This is a genomic window from Nakamurella multipartita DSM 44233 (assembly GCF_000024365.1).
Taxonomy (GTDB): Bacteria; Actinomycetota; Actinomycetes; order Mycobacteriales; family Nakamurellaceae; genus Nakamurella; species Nakamurella multipartita.
The window spans coordinates 1,267,584-1,289,273 of the sequence record NC_013235.1 but is presented as its reverse complement, the minus strand read 5'-3'; the positions used below and the strand labels follow the sequence as shown (position 1 = coordinate 1,289,273).

The following is a 21,690-nucleotide window of genomic DNA, read 5'->3' as shown; positions in this document are numbered from 1 at the left end:
GCGTGGGGTGTGCACCGCGGGTGAGGCGGCCACCCCGGGGCGAACCCCGGGGCGCCGACGGTTTCCTTCGTGTTCAGGACCCTGATCGGGTCCCGCCCACCCGGATGTCCGGGTGGACCGCATCGCGGGTGCGATGGATGGGTCAGATCTGCTCGGTCTCGGCGTAGTCGGTGTCGTCCTGGGGCGTGCCACCGAGGCCGGCCAGCGAGCCGTAGCCGCTGTCGTCGGTGTCGTCGTTCCAGTCGGTGTCGCCGTAGGACAGCGCGGCGGCGGCGGGATCGAACCCGGCCGGCGAGTCCTTCAGGGCCAGGCCCATGCCGGCGAGCTTGATCTTGACCTCGTCGATCGACTTCTGCCCGAAGTTGCGGATGTCCAGCAGGTCGGCCTCGGTCCGGGAGACCAGTTCGCCGACGGTGTGGATGCCCTCGCGCTTGAGGCAGTTGTAGGAGCGGACGGTCAGGTCCATCTCCTCGATCGGCAGCCCGAACGCGGCGATGTGGTCGGCCTCGGCGGGCGACGGCCCGATCTCGATGCCTTCCGCGTCGACGTTGAGCTCGCGGGCCAGCCCGAACAGCTCCACCAGGGTGGTGCCGGCCGAGGCCAGCGCGTCCCGCGGGGTGATCGACGGCTTGGTCTCGACGTCCAGCACCAGCTTGTCGAAGTCGGTGCGCTGCTCGACGCGGGTGGCCTCGACCCGGTAGGTGACCTTCAGCACCGGCGAGTAGATCGAGTCGACCGGGATGCGGCCGATCTCGGCGCCGACGACCTTGTTCGGCGAGGCCGGGACGTAGCCGCGGCCACGCTCGACGACCAGCTCGATCTCCAGCTTGCCCTTCTTGGTCAGGGTGGCCAGCTTCAGATCCGAGTTATGCACGGTCACGCCGGCGGGCGGGGCGATGTCGGCGGCGGTGACGTCGCCGGGGCCCTGCTTGCGCAGGTACATGGTGACCGGCTCGTCGTCCTCGGAGGAGACGACCAGTTCCTTGAGGTTCAGGATCAGCTCGGTGATGTCCTCCTTGACGCCGGGCACGGTGGTGAACTCGTGCAGCACGCCGTCGACGCGGATGCTGGTGACGCTCGCGCCGGGGATGGAGGACAGCAGGGTGCGCCGCAGGGAGTTGCCCAGGGTGTACCCGAATCCGGGCTCGAGCGGCTCGATGATGAAGCGGGACCGGTTGTCGGCCACCGGCTCCTCGGTCAAGCTGGGGCGCTGGGAGATCAGCATGCGTTGGGTCCTTTCACAGGTGACATCCGCCATATGACGTCACTGGGGTACTTCATGTAGCCGTCTGCAACGGCCGTTCCACCGGCCGCATTCCCCATGCCCGGGGACCAGGGACACGCACGACTGCCGCCGAAGGGTGAAACACCCCTCGGCGGCAGGCGGCGGTTACTTCGAGTAGAACTCGACGATCAGCTGCTCGGTGATCTGCGAGTCGATCTGCGCCCGCACCGGGAGCGAGTGGATGATGATCTGCAGGGTTTCCGGCACGACCTTCATCCACGCCGGAGGCGTCCGCTCGCCGAACGTGGCGCGAGCCAGCTCGAACGGGAACGACTCGGTCGACTGCTTGCGCACGGTGATCAGGTCGTACTGCTCGACGCGGTAGGACGGCACGTCCACCCGCACCCCGTTGACCTCGAAGTGGCCGTGCGAGACCAGCTGCCGGGCATGCCGCCGGGTGCGGGCCAGGCCGGCCCGGTACACGACGTTGTCCAGCCGCGACTCGAGGATCTGCAGCAGCGTGTCACCGGTCTTGCCGGTCCGGCTGGCGGCTTCCGCGTAGTAACGACGGAACTGCTTTTCCATGACGCCGTAGGTGAAGCGAGCCTTCTGCTTCTCCTGCAGCTGGGTCAGGTATTCCTTCTCCTTGGTCCGCGCGCGGCCGTGCTGACCGGGCGGGAAGGGGCGACGCTCGAAGGCCATGTCGCCACCGACGAGGTCGGTCTTGAGGCGGCGTGACTTCTTGGTGATAGGTCCGGTGTATCTAGCCATGACTTGTGTCTCCTTGCTCCGTATCCCAGACCCGCGTCAGACCCGGCGCCGCTTGGGCGGACGGGTTCCGTTGTGCGCCTGCGGGGTGACGTCCGAGATCGCGCCGACCTCGAGCCCCGCGGCCTGCAGGGACCGGATGGCGGTCTCCCGGCCCGAGCCCGGGCCCTTGACGAACACGTCGACCTTGCGCATGCCGTGCTCGATGGCCTGGCGGGCGGCGTTCTCGGCCGCCATCTGGGCGGCGAACGGGGTCGACTTGCGGGAGCCCTTGAAGCCGACGTGGCCGGCGGACGCCCAGCTGATCACCGCACCGGTGGGGTCGGTGATGGAGACGATGGTGTTGTTGAACGTGCTCTTGATGTGCGCGTGGCCGTGAGAGACGTTCTTCTTCTCCTTGCGGCGGATCTTCTTGACCGCCGCGGAGCCCTGACGGGACTTGGGGGGCATGGCTTACCTGGCCTTCTTCTTGCCGGCGATGGTCTTCTTCGGTCCCTTGCGGGTGCGCGCGTTGGTCTTGGTGCGCTGACCACGGACCGGCAGGTGGCGGCGGTGCCGCAGACCCTGGTAGGAGCCGATTTCCATCTTCCGGCGGATGTCGGCCTGAACCTCACGGCGCAGGTCGCCCTCGACCTTGAGATCGGCGGCGTCGATCGCGTCGCGCAGCGCGAGCACGTCCTCGTCCGTCAGGTCCTTGGAGCGAAGGTCCGGGCTGATCCCGGTGGCCGCCAGCAGTTCCAGCGATCGGGTGCGCCCGATCCCATAGATGTAAGTGAGCGCGATCTCCATCCGCTTGTCGCGGGGCAGATCGACGCCGACGAGTCTCGCCATCTGGCGTGTACTCCCTTGTGTCGCCCACGGGTGTCGGTCGCGTCCCATCCCCGACATCTGGTCGAGGCCCCGGCCCGTGGTCCGGGGGAATCCCGCTGGCCGTCCCGGCGTGAACCGGGGCAGGGCGGTGGTGACGCGATGGTGACCGGCACGAGGCCGGCCGGTCGGACCGTTCTGGGATCAGGCGGGTCCGCGGCAGGGTGGACGGAGGCCGTCAGCCCTGGCGCTGCTTGTGGCGAACGTTCTCGCAGATGACCATGACGCGACCGTGCCGGCGGATCACCTTGCACTTGTCGCAGATCTTCTTGACGCTCGGCTGAACCTTCACTGCTGTTCCTCTTCTCTAGTACCGGCCCCGGAGCGGGGTCGGACCACGCGGACCCGGGCGGGTCCGCTCCCTATCGGTCCTGAGGTCTCAGGCCGATCGCCCGGGACGCACGGTCCCGGTCCGCGCCCCGAGAAAGGGCACGGTGGTGCAGGGTTCAACCCGGCGAAACCGGGTCGAGCCCCGCTTACTTGTAGCGGTAGACGATCCGACCGCGGGTCAGGTCGTACGGCGAAAGTTCGACGACGACCCGGTCCTCCGGCAGGATTCGGATGTAGTGCTGACGCATCTTGCCGCTGATGTGCGCGAGCACGCGGTGCCCGTTCTCCAACTCGACCCGGAACATCGCGTTGGGCAACGGCTCGACCACGCGACCCTCGACCTCGATGGCCCCGTCTTTCTTGCCCATATCCTCCGCACTTCTTACTGCAAGCTCGCCGGGTCATACCGGTACCGTCGGGACCGGCGGCCCCGCAGGCGTCGCCGGCCGGCGTGAACCGGCGGCGGATGGCCCGGGGGCTGGCGCACCGGATGGACTTCATCCAACGTCGACTTGACCGCGCGCAGCAGCAAGCCGACGCGACCCGCGCGCCGACGTTCCACTGTACGCCCCTTGCGCCGGTGCGCCAACTCCTGCTATTTGCCGGACCCGTGGGCCCGTCCCGGACCCCGATCGAGCCCGTCCGGAACTCCGCGACCGGTGATCCACGTTGCCCAGGCGGGGTCGCGGCCGCGCGGCCGAGGGCCCCGGGAAGGATGACGTCGTGAGCATGATCTGTCCCAAGTGCCAGGGTTCGATGCGCAGCTACGAGCGCAACGGGGTCACGGTCGACCAGTGCACCGACTGCCGCGGGCTGTTCCTGGACCGCGGCGAGCTGGAGCACCTGATCGACGCCGAGTCCCGCTTCAACGGCGGCCCGGCCGCTCCGCCGGCCCCGAGCTACCCGACCCCGAGCCACCCGACCCCGAGCCACCCAACCCCGGGCTACCCAACCCCGAGCCACCCGACCCCGAGCTACCCGAACGTGCCGCCGGCCGGGGCCGCGCCGAGCCGCTCCCCCATGGCCGACCTGTCGACCATCGCCTCGATGGCCACCGACTACCTGGGCAAGGGCAAGAAGAGCTCGAGCAAGAAGGGCAAGAAATCATTCATCGACGGCCTGTTCGGATGACGCCGCCCCCGCCCGCGACCGGGCCCGGGATAACCTGGCACGCATCATGAGCCTCATCTGTCCGAAGTGCCAAGGCAAGATGCGCAGTGCCGAACGCGACGGGGTCACCGTCGAGGTGTGCAAGCAGTGCCGGGGGGTCTTCCTGGACCGCGGCGAGCTCGAACGCCTGATGGCCGCGGAGTCCCAGTTCTTCGGCCTGACCCCGCCGGTGGTCGAGGCGGCCCCGATCGTGGACTACGACCGCCCGCAGCGACCGGCCAAGGACGCGCGCCGGGATTACGACCGGGTGCGGGCCGACAAACTGCGGCCGAAGAAGCGTAAGAAGACGTTTCTCGAAGAGTTCTTCGACTGATCGGCCGACCGATGATGCTGCTCGCGCGGGCCGACGCCGAGGACACGTTCTTCGAGTACGGCTACGTCTGGTTGCCCTACGCCATCGCCGGGCTGTTGTTGATGGGGCTCGGGCTGGTGGTGGCGATCCGCTGGCGTCGCTCCCGCCCCCGGGTGGTCGAGCTGCTGGTCGCCAGCGGGGCCCTGCTGATGGTGCTCGGGGCGGTGATCCTGGGTCTGGCCGACGGGGCCATCGAGCACAACGGGCTGGCCTCGGTCGACCCGACGGTGTGGGCGTGGGCGGTGGACAGCCGGACCCCGTTCCTGACCGCGGTGGCCAAGGTCGTCACCGAGGTCGGCAGCACGCTGTCCATGGGCATCATCGCCGTCGGCACCGTCCTGCTGCTGTGGTTCAAGGACCGCCGCGGTGACGCCGTGCTGGTCGCCGTGGTCGCCGCCGGCGCCGGGTTGCTGGTCCGGGTCGGCAAGGCCACCGTCGGCCGAGAGCGCCCGCCGGTGGAGTTCCGGCTGGTCACCGAGACCAACGAGTCGTTCCCGTCCGGCCACGCGCTGGCCTCGGCGGCGATCGTCGGGGTCATCCTGGTCGTCGTCGTGCCGCTGATCGCCAGCACCGCCTGGCGGGTGGTGCTGATCACCGGTGGGGTGCTGTTCGTGCTGGCCATCGGCTGGTCGCGGATCTACCTCGGGGTGCACTGGTTCACCGATGTGATCGCCGGCTGGATCACCGGCCTGGCCTGGCTGATGCTGTGCGTGACCGTGCGCGAGGTCTGGCGGCTGACCGTCGGATCCGTGCCCAGCCCGCTGGTGCCGACGGTCGCATCCGGCCCCGCCGGACCGTCCGACCCACCGGCCGGCCCGCCGACCGGCAGTTCGCCGGTCTAACCCATCGGCTGGTTCGGCGGGTCGGCGCGACGCAGCCCGTAACGCGTCTCCGGCCGCCCGACCTGCCCGTACTTCAGCGTCCGCTCGGCCACATTGGTGTCGGCCAGGTGCTCCAGGTAGCGGCGCGCGGTGATCCGGGAGACCCCCAGGAAGTCGCCGATCTGCGTCGCCGACGCATCGCCCAGCTCCCGCAGGGCGCCGACCACGATGGCCAGCGTCTCCTTGGTCATGCCCTTGGGCAGCGATCCGGTGTTCGGCGCCCGCAGCATGCCCAGGGCCCGGACCACCGACGCCTGGTCGACGTCCTCGGCCCCGGCGACCTGCTCGGCGAACTCCCGGTAGGAGGTCAGCCGGTCCCGCAGGGCGTTGAACGCGAACGGCTTGAGCAGGTACTGCACGGCGCCCTGGGCCACCGCCGAACGCACCACATCCGCGTCCCGGGCCGAGGACACCACCATCACGTCCACCGTCGAGCCGGCCGCCCGGATCCGGCGGAACAGGTCCAGCCCGTTGCCGTCGGGCAGGTGCAGGTCGAGCAGGACCAGGTCGATGCCGCCCTTGGCCAGGGCCCGTTCGGCCTCGATCCGGGAGTTGGCCACCGCGGCCACCTCGAACCCGCCGATTCGCTCCACGTACGCCTTGTGCGCACGGGCGGCGATCGGCTCGTCCTCGACGACGAGCACACGGATCAACGGGGGGTCTCCTGCCGGACGACGGTGGGGGGCGAGGGATCGGGCGAGGGATCGGCCGCGCCGGGCGGCGCCGGGCGGGCGTCATCGGGCACCGAGGTCGGGGGGTGCGGTCCGGGCCGGTACGGCAGCGCGACCACGAACCGGGCGCCCGGCCCGGGGTCCGCGCGGACCGTACCACCGCAGCGGGCCACCGCCTGGGCGACGAGGGCCAGGCCCAGCCCTCGATCACCGGCCGGCCCCTTGGCCGACTTGGTCGACCAGCCCCGGTTGAACACCGACCGGGCCTGGGCGGGGGTCAGCCCGGGGCCGGTGTCGGTCACGGTGATCCGCACGTACGGCTCGGGCAGGTCGACACCGTCGTCGGCGGCCGGGGGGGTCGGGCCGGGGCGGGCCGCCGCCCACGCCCTCGGCCCCGGGGATGGTGGCGCCCAGCACGTCCAGCCCGACCTTGATGGACCGCGGCCCGTCGGTCGGCGCGACGGTGGTCAGGACGTCGAACCCGTTGTCGAGCAGGTTGCCCACGATGGTGACCAGTTCCGGGTCGGGCGCGGCGTGCGGCGGCAGGTAGGACCCGGCCCGGACAGTGACGTCGATGCCCCGCTCGGCGCCCTGCGCGGACTTGGCCAGCAGCAGCGCGGCCATTGCCGGGTTGCCCACCCCTTCAAGCACCCGGTCGGCCAGCCGCTGCGCAGTCTGCATCTCCTCGACCGCAAAGCTCAGTGCATGGTCGGTCTCCCCCAACTCGATCAGTGAGATCACCGCGTGCATCCGGTTGGCCGACTCGTGGGCCTGGGCCCGCAGCGCCTCGGAGAACACCTGCACCCGGTCCAGCTCCCCGGTCAACGCGTCCAGCTCGGTGTGATCGCGCAGCGTCACCACCGCCCCGACCACCGTGCCCCGGACCTCGACCGGCCGCCGGGTGATCACCAGCACCCGCTCGGCGGAGAGCACCAGCTCGTCGGTCAGGCTCTCCGGGTCGACGATCATGGCGGCCAGATGGGCGGGCAGGCCGGCCTCGGCGGGGGTCCGGCCGATCGCCGCATCGCCCAGGCCGAGCAGCCGCCGACCCTCGGCATTGATGCTGGTGATGGTGCCCTTGGCGTCCAGCAGGACCATGCCCTCGTGCACTGAGGCCAGCACCGAGTCGTAGTAGGTGAACAGGCGGGCCAGTTCCTTGGGCCCCATGCCCAGGGTCTGCCGGCGGACCCAGCGGGCGATGATCAACGAGCCGGCGACCCCGACCGCCAGCGCCCCCAGGGCGATCAGCCCGAGGTAGAGCAACCGGCGGTTGGTCAGCTCGTTGATGTGGTCGACGGTCACCCCGACCGAGACCAGGGCGACGACCGTGCCGTCCTGCTCGACCGGCACGATGGCCCGGACCGAGGGGCCCAGCGTCCCGGTGTAGGTCTCGATCCCGACGCCGCCGGCCAGCGCGGCCGCTCGGTTGCCCAAGTAGGTGCCGCCGATCTGAGTGGGGTCGGGGTGGGTGTAGCGCACGCCCTCGGGCGTCATGATCACGATGAAGTCGGTGGCGGTCGAGGTCCGGACCGACTCGGCGTAGGGCTGCATCACCGCGGACGGCCCGGAGATCTCCGCCCCGGCCGGCTGCGGGGCGGTGACGGCGTCGACCACGTCGGGCGAGCTGGCCACCGCGGCGGCGATCGAGGCGACCCGCTCGCCGGTGGCCCGTTCGGTCTCGGCGTCCGAGTCCACCAGCACCGCCGCCAGCAGCCCGGCCAGCACGACGAACAGCACGACGGCCTGCAGCGCCAGGATGCGGCGAGCCAGCGACCAGCTCGAACCGGATCGCATGGCGGACCTCCTGACCCGGGCCGCGGCGGCGTGGCCCCGCCTGCGAACCTACCGAGCCGCCCGGCCCCGCGCCCCACTATGGAGCCACCGCCCGCCCGCCCAGCAGTTGATCATGGGAAGAGGGCCGTTGACCCGGCGGGTCAACGGCCCTCTTCCCATGATCGACACGATGGTGGGGTGGGCTCAGGTCAGTGCGAGGACGCCTTCTCGGCGTGCGCACCGGTGAGCGAACGCACCTCCATCTCGGCCCACTTGGCCTTGTTGAACTCCTTGCTGGTGACCGCGCCGATGAAGGCGAACAGGAAGCCCAGCGGGATGGAGACCAGGCCCGGGTTGTTCAGCGGGAACCAGTGGAAGTCGATCGACGGGTCGCTGAACAGGCTGGCCGCCTTGCCGGTGGCCTGGCTGACCGCACCGCCGGACACGTTCGGCGAGAAGATCAGCAGCACCAGGGCCGAGATCAAACCGCCGTAGATGCCCCAGGTGGCGCCGCGGGTGTTGAACCGCTTCCAGAACAGCGAGAACAGGATGACCGGCAGGTTGGCCGAGGCCGCGATGGCGAAGGCGATCGCCACCAGGAAGGCCACGTTCAGCGACTGCGCCGGAATGGCCAGCGCGATGGACACCGCACCGATGCAGACCGCCGCGATCCGGCCGACCCGCACCTCCTGCTTGTCGGTGGTCGGCTTGCCCCGCCGGATCACGTTGGCGTACAGGTCGTGCGCCAACGACGAGGACGAGGCCAGGGTCAGCCCGGCGACCACGGCCAGGATGGTGGCGAAGGCGACCGCGGCGATCACCGCGAGCATCACCGCACCCAGCCCGGTGCCGACCCCGCCGAGCGCCTCGGCCAGCTGCGGGGCCGCCGAGTTGCCGCCCGCGCTCTGCGCGGTGATCGCCTCGTGCCCGACCAGGGCCGCCGCGCCGAAGCCCAGCGCCAGCGTCATCAGGTAGAAGGTGCCGATCAGGGCGATGGCCCAGAGCACCGACTTGCGGGCCGCCTTAGAGCTGGGGACCGTGTAGAAGCGGATCAGGATGTGCGGCAGGCCGGCGGTGCCCAGCACCAGGGCCATGGCCAAGGAGATGAAGTCCAGCTTGGACAGCAGCGTCTTGGTCGCGTCGGCCGATTCCACGCCGTAGCGCAGCCCCGGCTCCAGGAACGCCTCGCCCTTGCCGGAGGCGTCCGCGGCCGCCCCGAGCAGGGCCGAGGGGTTGAAGCCGAACTTGGCCAGCACCCAGAACGTCATGATCGCGGCGCCGGTCATCAGCAGCACCGCCTTGATGATCTGCACCCAGGTGGTGCCCTTCATCCCGCCGAACACGACGTAGACGATCATCAGCAGGCCGACGCCGGCGATGACGATGTTCTTGGCCGTCTGCGAGCTGATGCCCAGCAGCAGCGAGACCAGCTCGCCCGCGCCGACCATCTGCGCCAGCAGGTAGAAGATCGACACGACGACGGTGGAGATGGACGCCGCGGTGCGCACCGGACGCTGCCGCATCCGGAAGCTGAGCACGTCGGCCATGGTGAACTTGCCGGTGTTGCGCATCAGCTCGGCGACCAGCAGCAGGGCGACCAGCCAGGCCACCAGGAAGCCGATCGAGTACAGGAACCCGTCGTAGCCGTACAGCGCGATGAGCCCGGCGATGCCCAGGAACGACGCGGCCGACATGTAGTCGCCGCCGATGGCGAAGCCGTTCTGCATGCCCGTGAACGAGCGGCCGCCGGCGTAGAAGTCCGCGGCCGTGCGGTTCTGCCGGCTGGCCCAGATGGTGATGCCCAGGGTGATCGCGACGAACGTCGCGAACAGCGAGATCGTCAGCACCTGGTGCCCGGAATCGGTGTCGGCGGCGGCCGACTCGGCCGCCTGGGTCGCGGCGAGGGAGACCAACACTTAGACCACTCCTTCGATCTCGTCGCGGAGCTGGTCGGCTTCCGGGTCGAACTTGCTGTTCATGTGCCGGGCGTAGAGCAGGGCGATCAGGAAGGTGGTGACGAACTGCAGCAGGCCGAAAAGCAACCCGATGTTGATGTTGCCGAACACCTTGGTGTCCATGAAGTCTCGCGCGAACGCCGCGCACAGCACGTAGCTGAAGTACCACACCAGAAACGCGACGGTGACGGGAAAGACGAAGGAGCGCAACGCATGCCGAAGTTTGCGGAAATCCGGCGAATCCTGGACGGCTTCCCAGTTCACCGTGCTCGCGCTCGAGACGGCGGTGGTGGGGGGTGGTTCGGCCATGAGACCTCCTTGTCTTGGGCACTGCATCACCTGGGCACTGCATCACCGGAACACTGCGTCCGGCCGGACCTGGAAAACGTAAGGACCGGGGCCCGAGAGGGGTACCCGCCCGTCGGCAGGACACTCGCCGCTGCGCCGAACGGTCGATCGGTGCCGATGAGCGGCAGAGCCGCGGTGCCGATGAGCGGCAGGGCCGCGGTGCCGATGAGCGGCAGAGCCGCGGTGCCGATGAGCGGCCGAGCCCATCCGCACCACCCCCCGCCCGGCATGCAGTAGGGTGCAAGTAAGGCAACCCTAAGAAAGAGGATCCGTGTGACCGCTTCACCGACCCCCACCGCCGTTCGCCGGCCCATGCCCGCGCCGGCCACCGTGGTGCGCACCGAGCGGTTGAGCCCGACGATGGTGCGGGTCACGTTCGGCGGGCTCACCGAATTCGTGCCCAGCGAGTTCACCGACGGCTACGTCAAGTTGATCTTCCCGCGGGCCGAGTACCCCCAGCCGCTGGACCTAGAGCAGATCAAGCGCGAGCGGCCGGTCGAGCAGTGGCCGGTGGTCCGCACCTATTCGGTCCGCGCCTTCGACCCGGTCGCGCACGAGCTGACCGTCGACTTCGTGGTGCACGGCACCGCCGGCGTCGCGGGACCCTGGGCGCAGGCCGCTCGACCGGGCGACACGCTGTTCGTGCGCGGCCCCGGCGGCGCCTACCGGCCCGATCCGGCGGCCGACTGGCACCTGCTGGTCGGCGACGAGAGTGCCCTGCCGGCCATCGCGGCCAGCATCGAGGCCCTGCCCGACCACGCCCGCGGCCATGTGGTGCTCGAGGTCCCGGGACCGGAGTCCCGGCTGGCCATCGACCTACCCGAGGGCGTGCGCCTGACCTGGCTGCACACCGGGTACGGGGTCCTCGGCGGCCAGCTGGTGGAGACGGTGCGCGGCATCGAGCTGCCGCTGACCGACGTGCAGGCCTTCGTGCACGGCGAGGCCGGCTGGGTCGCCCAGATCCGCCGGCTGCTGCGGGTGGACCGGCAGCTGCCGGCCCAGCGGCTGTCGATCTCGGGGTACTGGCGTCTGGGCGCCGACGAGGAGGGCTGGCGGGCCGGAAAGGCCCAGTGGAATGCCGAGGCCGAGGCCGTCGAACGCCGCGCCGGGGTCGCCTGACGGGCCCGCACACGGCAGGATCCGAGCATGGACGAGACGGATCTTCGGCACCTGCGGCGCTGTGTCGAACTGGCCGAGCAGGCCCTGGACAGCGGCGACGAACCGTTCGGCTCGGTGCTGGTCACCGGCGACGGCACGGTGCTCGCCGAGGACCACAACCGGGTGGCCGGCGGTGACCGGACCCGCCACCCCGAGTTCGAACTCGCCCGCTGGGCGGCCGCGAACCTCTCCCCGCACGAGCGGCGGGCGGCCACCGTCTACACCTCCGGCGAGCACTGCCCGATGTGCGCGGCCGCCCATGCCTGGGTCGGCCTCGGCCGGATCGTCTACGCCACCTCGACCGCCCAGCTGACCGCCTGGCTCGGCGAGTGGGGCGTGCCGGCCGGCCCGGTCGCCCCGCTGCCGATCGGTCAGGTCGCCCCCGGCGTCCCCGTCGAGGGTCCCTCGGTGGAGCTGGAGGTTCAGGTCAAGCAGCTGTACCGGCGGGCCTTCGGTCGTGCCCCTGGTGAGTCGGTCAGGTGATCTGGCGCCCGTCGGGCCCGACAGAGCCAGCGGCACGATCCGCTGGACCATCGCTGCGCAAACCGGGCCTGGGTTGCCCCATGCCGGTTCACGGGAGAACGATCACTCGCTAATCACCCGAACGAATCGAGGGCCGCATGAACGGTGTGATCGGCGACGTCCTGCCGCTGGCCATCGCCATCGCGATCTCGCCCATCGCGATCGTCGCCGCCATCCTCATGCTGTTCTCGACCCACGCCGGCAGCACCAGCCTCGGGCTGCTGATCGGCTGGGTGGTCGGCATCGTTGCCGCGGTCACGGTGTTCACCGTGATCACCGGCGGCGTCGACGCGGGCCAGTCGCAGGCCGGGGTCAGCTGGGTCAAGGTCGGCCTGGGCGCGGTGCTGATGTCCGCCGGACTGCGGCAATGGCATGCCCGCGACCGGCACCGGAGCGCGCCGAAGTGGATGGCCGCGATCGACCGGATGGGGTTCGTCCAGGCGTTGGGTCTGGGCCTGGCCCTGGCGGCGATCAACCCGAAGAACCTCCTGATGGCTGCGGCCGCGGGCATCGCGATCGGGGCCGCCGAGCTGAGCGTCGCGGACACCGTCGTCGTGGTGGCGATCTACACGGTGATCGCCGCCAGCACGGTGGCGATTCCGGTCGTTGCCTACGCGGTGACCCGAGACCGGATGCGCGCACCGCTGGACCGGGCCAAGTCCTGGTTGGAAGCCAACAACGCCGCGGTGATGTCCGTGCTGTTCCTGGTCATCGGGGCGGTGCTGGTCGGCAAGGGCATCGGCGGCTTCTGAGTGTGAGCGACTCCGGGCGCCGGTCACCCGATCGGGTCCTTGCGATCACTGCCCGGCGGCGGACGGCCGTGGGATCCTGAAGACGATCCGAAGACCGGGATCGGGAGCCTGCGGGGGTGGTGGCGGTGTCGGGGTTGGTCGTCGTCGGCGTCGGGATCGTGTTGTGTTTCTTCGGTATCGGCTCGGTCCACGTCGCGATCCTGGCGTCCGGGTTCGGGCTGGGCTGGCTGCTGGCCGACCTGTTCGCCGCCTCGACCTGGACGGCCTTGCTGATCGCCGCCGGGTCCGCCCTGATCACCGAGATCCTGGTCGCCCTGGTGTTCAAGGTCGCCCGGTTCGTGGTCGGGTTGGTCGCCGGCTCGCTGATCGGAGCCAAGCTGTACGCGGTGACTGCCGCCGGTGACCGCAACGTGCTGCTGGCCGTCGTCGTGGTGGTCGCGACGGCGCTGGTGTTCGGGTTCCTGGCCGACAAGTTCCGCGAACGCGTCCTGCTCTGGGCCACCGCCCTGGGCGGCGCCGGGCTGATCCTGAGCGGGCTGGGGCTGGTCTGGCCGGACCCGCTGGGCTTCCTGCGGCACCCGCAGCCGGGCAGCGAGCAGGCGTTGAGCACCGTGCTCTGGGTGGCGCTGGCGGCCGCGGGTTGGCTGACCCAGCGGCGGCTGTTCCCGCGGGCGTTGAACCTGCGCGGCGCCCGCGAGGACGACGACCGCCGGGCCCGGGTCCAGGACGCCTGAGCACCGGGCGGCCGCTCAGGCGCCGACCCGCCGCGCCGCCGACGGCAGGTGCAGCTGGGCCAGCACGGCGTCGGCCCGTGGTGTCACCGACGAGCGGGTGACCAGCGAGACCACCACCATCGTGGCGAACGAGGCGGGCACCGAATAGACCGCCGGCTGGCCCAGCAACGACTCGAGCGAGCCGGTCTGCACGGCCGGGAACACCACCCAGGTGACCAGCGAGCCCAACGAGGCGACGCCGCCGACCAGCAGGCCGGCGACGGCGCCGGCGGTGGTCAGCCCGCGCCACCAGATGCCCAGCACCAGCAACGGGCAGAACGTCGAGGCGGCGACCGCGAAGGCCATGCCGACCACCCGGGAGATGTCGACGCTGGTCGTCGGCAGGGCGATGGCCAGCGGCACCAGCCCGGCGACCACGGCCGCGGCCCGGAAGTCGCGGACCCGGCCGCGCAGCACATCGGTGGACAGCACCCCGGCCGCGGCCACCACCAGCCCGGACGAGGTGGACAGGAACGCGGCGATCGCCCCGGCCGCGACCAGCGCGGCCAGCACCGCGCCGAGCACCCCACCAACCACCTGGGCCGGCAGGCCCAGCAGCAGGGTGTCGGCCTGCCCGGGCGCGGGCGGCGGCATCAGCTGGTGCATCAGCACCCCGGCCAGCGTCGGGAACGCGTAGAACACCCCGAGCAGGGCGATCACCCGGACGGTGGTGGCCCGGGCCGACCCGCCGTCGACGTTGGTGTAGAAGCGGACCAGCACGTGCGGCAACCCCATCGTGCCCAGGAAGGTCGCCAGCATCAGCGAGTAGATCTCCGGGGCGGACTCCCCCGCGCCCAGCCCGGTGCCGGCGTTGGCCCACTCCCCGGTGAACAGCTGTGCCACCCCGGGCCGGGTCAGCGCGTAGGCCACCAGCACCGGCAGCGCGATGGCCACCAGCTTGAACCAGTACTGAAGCGCCTGGACCAGGGTGATCGAGCGCATGCCGCCGGCGACCACGTTGATGGTTACCACCACCGCGACCACGGTGACCCCGACCCACCGCGGCAGGCCGGTGACCTCCTGCAGCACCAGACCGGCGCCGTGCAGCAACGGCACCATGTACAGCCAGGCGATGGCCAGCACCAGCGCGGTCGCCAGGGCCCGCAAACGCCTTGACCCCCAGCGAATCTCGGCGAAGTCCGGCACTGTGTAGGCGCCCGAGCGGCGCAGCGGGGCGGCCACGAACAACTGCAGGGCCAGGTAGCCGGCGGTGAACCCGACCGGGTACCACAGGGCGTCCGGCCCGTACACGGCGATCAGGCCGGCGACGCCCAGGAACGAGGCGGCCGACAGGTACTCACCGGAGATCGCGGCCGCGTTCCAGGCCGGCCGCACCGTCCGCGAGGCGACCAGGAAGTCGTTGGTGGTGCGGGCGAACCGCACCCCGTAGGCGCCGACCATCCCGGTGAGCACCACCACCAGGGTGATCGCGACCAACGACAGGGTGGAGCCGTCGGGGGTCATGGCCCGGTCCGGGGCGGGTCGGGCCGGTCGTCCTGGTCGCGGCCGAGCAGGTCGGTGAAGTCGCGCTCGATCCGTTCGGCCTGCCGCCGGTGCCCGCGGGCCAGCAGGTACAGCGTGGGGTAGGCCAGCACCCCCAGCAGCCACCAGGCGACCGGGATGCCCAGCACCCGGGCCTGCCCGAATGCGGGCACCAGCGCGAACAGCGCCGGCAGGGGCGCGAACAGGGCCAGGGCGAGCACGGCGATCCGGATCGAGGCGACCAGCTGGGCGCGGACCAGCCCGCGCACCAGCTCGCGGCCCAGTTCGGTCTGTTCGGCCACCTCCGCGCCGCGCAACACCGGCCGGCGGGACGGCCGGCGGTCGGCCAGCACCACCCGCACCCGCCGGGGCGGATGACGCTCGGTCACCGGCCCGGCCGGCGCCCGGCCAGCAGCTGTTGCTTGAGGGTGCGCAGGTGACGCCGGCTCACCGGCAGGTCGGCCGGGGTCGGCTGGCCGGAGACCACCACCCGGTAGCCGCCGTCCACCGAGCGCAGCTCGACGATCCGGCCCAGCGCGACCAGATACCCGCGGTGCACCCGCACGAAGCCGGCCGGTGCCCACTCCTCCTGCAGCACGGCCAGCGGGGTGCGGATCAGGTGGCTGCCGCCGCCGGCGACGTGCAGCCGGGCGTAGTCGCCCTGCGCCTCGGCCCAGCAGACCGACGACCGCGGGACGAACCGGGTACTGCCGGCCAGGTCCACCGCGATCATCACGTCCGCCGGCCCGGACCGGCCGGACGGGGCGGCCGGGGCCGCGGCCCGGGCCGGTTCGGCCGGGTGCCCGGCCCGCCGCCGGTCCAGTTCCATCGCGGCGTCCCGGGCCGCGCAGAACCGGGTGACCGCCTCGGCCAGCCGGGCCGCCCGCACCGGTTTGAGCAGGTAGTCGACCGCGCCGATCTCGTACGCCTCGACCGCGCGGTTGTCGTGCGCGGACAGGAACGCCACGGCCGGCGGCCGGGGCAACCCGGACAGCACCCGGGCCAGGTCGACGCCGTCCCACCCGGGCATGGCGATGTCGAGCAGGACCGCGTCGGGTTCGGGCCCCTGGCCGGGCGACCCGGTGAGCAGGGCCAACGCCTGCGCGGCGTTGCCCGCGGTCAGGATGGTGCCGACCCGCGGGTCGCCGCGCAGCAGGTAGGCCACCTCGTCCAGGGCCGGGGCCTCGTCGTCGACGGCCAGCACCGTCAGACCGGCCGGGCGCGCCGGGTCGGCCCGTTCGGCGGCCGGCCGGGCCGGGTCCGCATCCCCTGGACGCACCTGCACCTGCCCTCCGCTCCTCGGTTGCTCGCTGCCTGCATCCTGTCGGCTGGGCGCGAGAGGGACAACCCGCCAACGGGGTAGGTACCGGGCAGGACCGTGGGCAGGACGCCGGCCGGGCCGTGGCCCGGAACCGGCCCGGCACCGGCCCGGCCGCCGGACCTCACCGGCCGGCAGTGACCCCCGGCGCGAACTTGGGCAGGCGCACGATCACCTTGGTCCCGGCGTCCGGCGCGGTCTCCACGACCAGCCCGTAGTCCTCGCCGAACGCCGCCCGCAGCCGGTCGTCGACGTTGCCCAGACCCACGTGGTCGGCGTCGTCGTGGGCGTGCACCCCGACCGAATCCGGGTCCATGCCCACCCCGTCGTCCTCGACGCTGATCACGCAGTCCGGCCCGTTGTCCGAGGCGGTGACCACGACGGTGCCGCCGCCCGGCCGGCCGGCCAGCCCGTGCCGGACGGCGTTTTCCACCAGCGGCTGGATGGACAGGAACGGCACCACGACGCCGAGCACCTCCGGCGCGATCGTCCACCGGATGCGCAACCGATCGCCGAACCGGGCCCGCTCCAGGATCAGGTACTTCTCGATGTTGCCCAGCTCGTCGGCCAGCGTGGTGAACTCCCCGGCCTGCCGGAAGGAGTACCGGGTGAAGTCGGCGAACTCCAGCAGCAGCTCCCGGGCCCGGTCCGGGTCGCTACGCACGAAGGCGGCGATGGTGGTGAGCGCGTTGTAGATGAAGTGCGGGGAGATCTGCGCGCGCAGCGCCCGCACCTCGGCCCGGGCCAGGTCGGCCCGCGAGGAGTCCAGGTCCGAGAGCTCCAGCTGGGTGGTGATGAATCGGGACGTCTCGTCGGCCGCCCGGATCAGGTACGGGCCGACGGCCGACCCGGTGAGCACCACCAGCGCGCCGGCCGGCTCCCCCGACGCGACCAGCGGCACGAGGACCGCGCGGGTCACCGGGCAGCCGGGCCGCGCGCACGGCGCGAGAGTGGCCAGCTGCCGGCGATCGGCCTGCAGGGCGGCGCGCACGGTCGGCGCCAGTTCCGCCAGGTGATGCCCGCCCCGGCCCTGCACGCCCAGGGATCGACCCTGGGGGTCGCACAGCGCCACTCCGGGGGTCTCCAGCAGCGCCAGCAGGTACGGCAGCGCCTGGGCCACCGACTCGGCGGTCAGCCCGTGACGCAGCGGCGGCGCGGCCAGTCCGGCCGTGCGCAGAGCCTGGGCGGCGGCCCGCACCCCCGGCGGATCGAGCATTCGGCGGCGCACCCACCGCCCCCCGAGCAGGGCCGCGGCGATCAGCCCGACCAGCAGCGCCGCGACCGCTAGCACGGTGATTGTCGTTGTCACACAGGGCTTCCCGTCAACGGTGAGGGTCCCGGGCCGGGCCGGCCGGCGGGTTTGTGGTGCTCGCGCCACTTACTTTATGAACAAACCAGTGACCTGGCGTCCGGTTGACGGGATGGTCTTCACAGCACCCCGCCACCGCGGCCCACGAGGAGATGTCAATGACGACCAGCAACACCCCGCCGACAAGCACTGGTGTTCCCGTTCCCGACAAGCCCAAGAAGAAGATCAGTACCCACTGGCTCTACATCGCGGTCATCGTCGCGGTGGTCGCCGGTGTCGCGGTCGGTCTGATCTTCGGCAAGAGCGCCGCCGGCCTGTCGATCATCGGCACCGCGTTCGTCAACCTGATCAAGATGATGATCGCGCCGATCATCTTCTGCACGATCGTGCTGGGCATCGGCTCGGTCCGCAAGGCGTCCCAGGTCGGCAAGGTCGGCGGCCTGGCCCTGCTCTACTTCATCGTCATGTCGACGTTCGCCCTCGGGCTGGGCCTGCTGGTGGGCAACCTGGTCCACCCCGGCGACAGCCTGCAGGCCGCCGCGGCGACCGCGACCTACACCGTGCCGGCCGCGGCCGAGAGCTCGGGCAACTTCATCATCGACATCATCCCGCACTCCCTGCTGGGCGGGCTGACCGAGGGCAACGTGCTGCAGGCCCTGTTCGTGGCCCTGCTGGTCGGCTTCGCGGTGCAGGCCCTGGGCAGCAAGGGTGAGCCGATCATCGGCGCCATCACCGTCCTGCAGCGTCTGGTCTTCAAGATCCTGGCCGGCATCATGTGGCTGGCCCCGATCGGTGCCTTCGGTGCCATCGCCGGCGTCGTCGGCAACGCCGGCTGGGCCGCCATCGGTGCGCTGTCGCTGTTCGTCGCCGTCTTCTACGCCACCTGCGTCGCCTTCATCGTGGTCATCCTGGGCGGCCTGCTCAAGGTCACCACCGGCCTGTCGATCTTCAGCCTGCTCAAGTACCTGCGCCAGGAGTACCTGCTGATCGTGGCGACCAGCTCCTCCGAGACCGCCCTGCCCCGCCTCATCGCCAAGATGGAGCACCTGGGTGTGTCCAAGCCCGTCGTCGGCATCGTGGTGCCGACCGGCTACTCGTTCAACCTGGACGGCACCGCCATGTACCTGACCATGGCCTCGCTGTTCATCGGCAACGCCATGGGCACCCCGCTGACCTGGAGCGAGCAGCTGTCCCTGCTGCTGTTCATGATCATCGCTTCCAAGGGCGCCGCCGGGGTCACCGGCGCCGGCCTGGCCACCCTGGGTGGCGGCCTGGCCTCGCACCGCCCCGACCTGGTCCCCGGTGTCGGCCTGATCGTCGCCGTCGACCGGTTCATGTCCGAAGCCCGCGCCCTGACCAACTTCTCCGGCAACGCCGTCGCCACCCTGGTCATCGCCCACTGGACCAAGGAGGTCGACTACAGCCAGACCAAGCGGGTCTTCACCGGTGAGGATCCCTTCGACGACGCCGACATGCTCGACGAGCACTCGGCCGCCGAGCACCGGGCGGACGTCGAGTCCTACAAGACCAAGGAACTGGCCCACTGACCCATCCTGATCTGAACCACCGCAGCGGCGGCGAGGACATCCTCGCCGCCGCTGCGGCATGTCCGGGTCATTCCGCCAACTCCACGCCGGCCGACTGCACTCCAGCCAACTCCACGCCGGCCAACTGGACTCCACGAAGGTGTTCCCAACTCCCTGTCGACGGGGAGTTCAGAACCCCTTGGCGGAGTCCAGTGCGGCTCCGGGACCGTCGGGGCGGGGCGAGGCCGGTCGAGGCGGGGCCGGGGCCGGCACCTCGACCACGGCCGCGCGGGAGAACACGAGGAACAACGCGATCAGCAGGGCGATCCGGCCCCACACCCCGATCAGCACGGCCTGCGGGGAGAAGGCGTCCCAGGTGGTGTCCGGCAGCCGGCTGTTGATCAGGTACTGCCAGCGGAAGAAGCCGATGCCGATGGCCGCGTCGGCCACGAAGTAGGCCAGGATCCAGCCGGCCCGCACCCGCAGCAGCACGAAGAACGGCAGCAACCAGAGCACGAACTGCGGCGAATGCACCTTGTTCAGCAGCAGGTAGGCGGCCAGCATCGCAGCGCACACCGGCAGCCACGGGTAGACCCGGTCCCGCCGGTACCGCAGCCACCCCACGCCGACGGCCAGCAGCAGCCCGAGCAGGGTGGCGATCGTGGCGGCCAGGGCCAACCGGTCCTGGACGACCTCGTTGCCCGAGTTGCTGTACGGCCGGAACAGCCAGAACCACAGCGTGTTGGTGGTCATGTCGATCGGCCGGCTCCACTGGAACTGGAACGAGGCCCACCAGCCGCGCCAGCCGGCGATCAGGAACGGCAGGTTGATCAGGGCGAAGACGGCGCCGGTGCCGACCAGGAAGCCGGCCCCGGCCAGCACTCGCCGACCGCGGCCGACGTCGGCCCGGCCGGGTCGCCAGGCCCCAGCCGCGAGCCAGCAGGCGACCGGCAGCGCGAACATCGCCGGATACAACTTGAAGCCGGCGCCCAGGCCCAGGGCCAGCGCCGCGACGATCAGCGGCCGCACCCGGTCGATGCCCCCGGTCTCCCGGGCGGCCCGCAGCAGGATCCAGCAGGCCCACACCGAACAGGCGACCGCGAACAGGTCCCAGTTGTGGAAGGCGTAGAGCACCAGCGGCGGAGCCAGGGCGAACCACCAGGACCGCAACCCGGCCAACCAGGCCAACATCGCCGCCGACAGCAGCCCGGCGATCGACAGCAGCACGGCCGAGATGGTCAGGAACGCCCCGTCGGTGTCCGACGGCAGCGCGGCCACCCAGATGGCCAGCCCGGTCAGCACCGGGTATTCGACGGCCCCGCCGTACAGCTCACCCCGCGCGGCGTCGTACCCGCCGTGCACGTAGGGAAAGACGTGCTCGTTGACGTCCCGGCCGAGCCAGAGGAACTGGATGTCGGTGTAGCAGACGTCCCGGGTGATCCGGACGCCGTAGTTAGGGGTGCTGCGACCCTCGGCGTCGTACTCGGGGCCGATGCACCGGGCCTTGTTGGCGTATCCGAGGGCCAGGGTCAGACCGCACAGCAGCGTGGTGACGACGACGAAGATCGGGGCACGCCGGGCAGCCGCCGACGCCACGCGGGACAGGAACGGCAAGGCGCCGACCCTAGTCCAGACTGATCGGGGTGACGCCGAACGGGAGCAGACCCGCCGCGCCCCCGTCGGCGGCGGTCAGCACGCAGATCCCGTCCTCGCTGATCCCGATGGAGTGCTCCCAGTGCGCGGCGCGGGCGCCGTCCTTGGTGACCACGGTCCAGTTGTCGGCCAGCACCCGGGTGCCCGGCCGGCCGAGGGTGAGCATCGGCTCGATGGCCAGCGCGGTGCCCGGGGCGAGCCGGGGACCCTTGCCCCGTTTGCCCTGGTTGGCCACGAAGGGCGCCATGTGCATGGCGGTGCCGATGCCGTGGCCGCCGTACCCGGAGACCGAGCCGTAGCGGCGGCCGTCGGCCCGGGACGACCAGGCGACCGACTGCTCGATGGCGGCGGAGATGTCGCCGAGCCGGCCGTGCGCCCGGGCCGCGGCGATGCCCACCCACATGGCCCGCTCGCAGGCGTTGATCAGGTCGACCTCGGCCGCGCCCTGATCCCCTTCGATCGGCTCGCCGACGTGCACCGAGACGGCGCTGTCGGCGTGCCAGCCGTCCACGATGCAGCCGGCATCGATGGACAGCAGGTCCCCCTCAACGAGGATCCGGTCCGCGGCCGGGATGCCGTGGACCACCTCGTCGTTGACCGACGCGCAGATCGTGGCCGGGAACCCCGGGTCCGAGCCCTGGGCGCCGTAGTGCAGGAAGTTGCTGGTCCCCCCGCCGTCGGCGATCACCGACGCGATGACGTCGTTGATCTGCAGGGTGCTGCAACCCGGCGTCACCGCCGCGCGACCGGCCGCGATGGCCTCGGCCAGCAGGCGACCCGCGGCGCGCATGGCCTGCAGTTCCCCGCGGGTCTTGAGCTGTATCGCCTCGACCATCCCAGCGAAGTCCGTTCCGGTC

At 71.2% G+C, this 21,690-nt stretch carries 25 protein-coding genes; 8 read left to right on the top strand and 17 right to left on the bottom strand.

The features are described 5' to 3' along the window. Positions 1 to 142 precede the first annotated feature (142 nt). From NAMU_RS05850 to infA, 6 genes are all read right to left on the bottom strand, one after another. Positions 143 to 1,225, bottom strand: a complete 1,083-nt coding sequence (locus NAMU_RS05850; protein WP_015746493.1) for a DNA-directed RNA polymerase subunit alpha — start codon at positions 1,223 to 1,225, stop codon at positions 143 to 145. Positions 1,226 to 1,390: 165 nt separating this feature from the next. Further along, a complete protein-coding gene (gene rpsD / locus NAMU_RS05845) occupies positions 1,391 to 1,996 on the bottom strand; it encodes a 30S ribosomal protein S4 (RefSeq protein WP_015746492.1) in 606 nt (201 codons plus the stop codon). A 36-nt stretch (positions 1,997 to 2,032) separates the two neighbouring features. Next, positions 2,033 to 2,443: a 30S ribosomal protein S11 gene (gene rpsK / locus NAMU_RS05840; protein ID WP_015746491.1), complete on the bottom strand. Its 411-nt coding sequence runs from the start codon at positions 2,441 to 2,443 to the stop codon at positions 2,033 to 2,035. 3 nt (positions 2,444 to 2,446) lie between these two features. Beyond that, on the bottom strand, positions 2,447 to 2,824 hold the full coding sequence (gene rpsM, locus NAMU_RS05835) for a 30S ribosomal protein S13 (protein ID WP_015746490.1): 378 nt from the start codon (positions 2,822 to 2,824) through the stop codon (positions 2,447 to 2,449). Between the two features lie 214 nt (positions 2,825 to 3,038). Next, positions 3,039 to 3,152, bottom strand: coding sequence for a 50S ribosomal protein L36 (rpmJ, locus tag NAMU_RS05830; protein ID WP_015746489.1), 114 nt, complete (start codon positions 3,150 to 3,152; stop codon positions 3,039 to 3,041). Between the two features lie 184 nt (positions 3,153 to 3,336). Continuing rightward, positions 3,337 to 3,558: a translation initiation factor IF-1 gene (infA, locus tag NAMU_RS05825; protein WP_015746488.1), complete on the bottom strand. Its 222-nt coding sequence runs from the start codon at positions 3,556 to 3,558 to the stop codon at positions 3,337 to 3,339. 361 nt (positions 3,559 to 3,919) lie between these two features. Between infA and NAMU_RS05820 the strand changes: the two genes are divergently transcribed. The 3 genes from NAMU_RS05820 to NAMU_RS27060 all read left to right on the top strand — a co-directional run bounded on the left by NAMU_RS05820 (position 3,920) and on the right by NAMU_RS27060 (position 5,554). Beyond that, complete coding sequence (locus NAMU_RS05820) at positions 3,920 to 4,321, top strand: TFIIB-type zinc ribbon-containing protein (RefSeq protein WP_083786000.1); 402 nt, start codon at positions 3,920 to 3,922, stop codon at positions 4,319 to 4,321. Between the two features lie 79 nt (positions 4,322 to 4,400). Then, positions 4,401 to 4,673: a TFIIB-type zinc ribbon-containing protein gene (locus NAMU_RS05815; protein ID WP_052307828.1), complete on the top strand. Its 273-nt coding sequence runs from the start codon at positions 4,401 to 4,403 to the stop codon at positions 4,671 to 4,673. A gap of 11 nt (positions 4,674 to 4,684) precedes the next feature. Beyond that, positions 4,685 to 5,554, top strand: coding sequence for a phosphatase PAP2 family protein (locus NAMU_RS27060; RefSeq protein ID WP_015746485.1), 870 nt, complete (start codon positions 4,685 to 4,687; stop codon positions 5,552 to 5,554). On the opposite strand, the gene NAMU_RS05805 is transcribed toward NAMU_RS27060, so the two are convergent. From NAMU_RS05805 to NAMU_RS05790, 5 genes are all read right to left on the bottom strand, one after another. Then, positions 5,551 to 6,246, bottom strand: coding sequence for a response regulator (locus NAMU_RS05805; RefSeq protein ID WP_015746484.1), 696 nt, complete (start codon positions 6,244 to 6,246; stop codon positions 5,551 to 5,553). The genes NAMU_RS27060 and NAMU_RS05805 overlap by 4 nt on opposite strands. After that, positions 6,243 to 6,521, bottom strand: coding sequence for a hypothetical protein (locus tag NAMU_RS27055; RefSeq protein ID WP_169312469.1), 279 nt, complete (start codon positions 6,519 to 6,521; stop codon positions 6,243 to 6,245). The genes NAMU_RS05805 and NAMU_RS27055 overlap by 4 nt, the downstream gene beginning before the upstream one ends. Continuing rightward, entirely contained in the window at positions 6,472 to 8,058 is a 1,587-nt protein-coding gene (locus NAMU_RS05800; protein ID WP_015746483.1) for a sensor histidine kinase, read from the bottom strand. Before NAMU_RS05800 ends, NAMU_RS27055 begins: the two co-directional genes overlap by 50 nt. 188 nt (positions 8,059 to 8,246) lie before the next feature. Then, positions 8,247 to 9,950: a solute symporter family protein gene (locus NAMU_RS05795; RefSeq protein ID WP_041369882.1), complete on the bottom strand. Its 1,704-nt coding sequence runs from the start codon at positions 9,948 to 9,950 to the stop codon at positions 8,247 to 8,249. A gap of 3 nt (positions 9,951 to 9,953) precedes the next feature. After that, a complete protein-coding gene (locus tag NAMU_RS05790) occupies positions 9,954 to 10,301 on the bottom strand; it encodes a DUF485 domain-containing protein (protein ID WP_015746481.1) in 348 nt (115 codons plus the stop codon). 312 nt (positions 10,302 to 10,613) lie between these two features. On the opposite strand from NAMU_RS05790, the gene NAMU_RS05780 reads away from it, so the two are divergent. From NAMU_RS05780 to NAMU_RS05765, 4 genes are all read left to right on the top strand, one after another. Further along, a complete protein-coding gene (locus NAMU_RS05780; RefSeq protein ID WP_015746480.1) occupies positions 10,614 to 11,459 on the top strand; it encodes a siderophore-interacting protein in 846 nt (281 codons plus the stop codon). A gap of 27 nt (positions 11,460 to 11,486) precedes the next feature. Further along, positions 11,487 to 11,981 (top strand): nucleoside deaminase, encoded by a 495-nt coding sequence (locus NAMU_RS05775; RefSeq protein WP_015746479.1) that lies wholly within the window; start codon positions 11,487 to 11,489, stop codon positions 11,979 to 11,981. Positions 11,982 to 12,118: 137 nt separating this feature from the next. Continuing rightward, a complete protein-coding gene (locus NAMU_RS05770) occupies positions 12,119 to 12,772 on the top strand; it encodes a GAP family protein (RefSeq protein WP_015746478.1) in 654 nt (217 codons plus the stop codon). A gap of 116 nt (positions 12,773 to 12,888) precedes the next feature. Continuing rightward, a complete protein-coding gene (locus NAMU_RS05765; protein ID WP_015746477.1) occupies positions 12,889 to 13,506 on the top strand; it encodes a DUF4203 domain-containing protein in 618 nt (205 codons plus the stop codon). 15 nt (positions 13,507 to 13,521) lie between these two features. Here the strand turns inward: NAMU_RS05765 and NAMU_RS05760 are convergent, their stop codons facing one another. The 4 genes from NAMU_RS05760 to NAMU_RS05745 form a co-directional block, all read right to left on the bottom strand. Beyond that, the gene (locus NAMU_RS05760) at positions 13,522 to 15,009 is read right to left on the bottom strand and encodes a sodium/solute symporter (RefSeq protein ID WP_015746476.1); all 1,488 of its coding nucleotides are present in this window, start codon (positions 15,007 to 15,009) and stop codon (positions 13,522 to 13,524) included. Next, complete coding sequence (locus NAMU_RS05755) at positions 15,006 to 15,416, bottom strand: hypothetical protein (RefSeq protein ID WP_015746475.1); 411 nt, start codon at positions 15,414 to 15,416, stop codon at positions 15,006 to 15,008. The genes NAMU_RS05760 and NAMU_RS05755 overlap by 4 nt, the downstream gene beginning before the upstream one ends. Then, positions 15,413 to 16,312, bottom strand: coding sequence for a LytR/AlgR family response regulator transcription factor (locus NAMU_RS05750; protein ID WP_015746474.1), 900 nt, complete (start codon positions 16,310 to 16,312; stop codon positions 15,413 to 15,415). The genes NAMU_RS05755 and NAMU_RS05750 overlap by 4 nt, the downstream gene beginning before the upstream one ends. Before the next feature lie 157 nt (positions 16,313 to 16,469). Continuing rightward, on the bottom strand, positions 16,470 to 17,654 hold the full coding sequence (locus NAMU_RS05745; RefSeq protein ID WP_015746473.1) for a sensor histidine kinase: 1,185 nt from the start codon (positions 17,652 to 17,654) through the stop codon (positions 16,470 to 16,472). 158 nt (positions 17,655 to 17,812) lie between these two features. Here NAMU_RS05745 and NAMU_RS05740 point away from each other — a divergent pair, with 158 nt between their 5' ends. Beyond that, positions 17,813 to 19,201, top strand: a complete 1,389-nt coding sequence (locus NAMU_RS05740) for a C4-dicarboxylate transporter DctA (RefSeq protein WP_015746472.1) — start codon at positions 17,813 to 17,815, stop codon at positions 19,199 to 19,201. Positions 19,202 to 19,369: 168 nt separating this feature from the next. Here NAMU_RS05740 and NAMU_RS05735 read toward each other — a convergent pair whose 3' ends face one another. After that, positions 19,370 to 20,794: a DUF2029 domain-containing protein gene (locus NAMU_RS05735; protein WP_015746471.1), complete on the bottom strand. Its 1,425-nt coding sequence runs from the start codon at positions 20,792 to 20,794 to the stop codon at positions 19,370 to 19,372. 10 nt (positions 20,795 to 20,804) lie between these two features. Then, positions 20,805 to 21,668, bottom strand: a complete 864-nt coding sequence (gene map, locus NAMU_RS05730) for a type I methionyl aminopeptidase (RefSeq protein WP_015746470.1) — start codon at positions 21,666 to 21,668, stop codon at positions 20,805 to 20,807. Positions 21,669 to 21,690 lie beyond the last annotated feature (22 nt).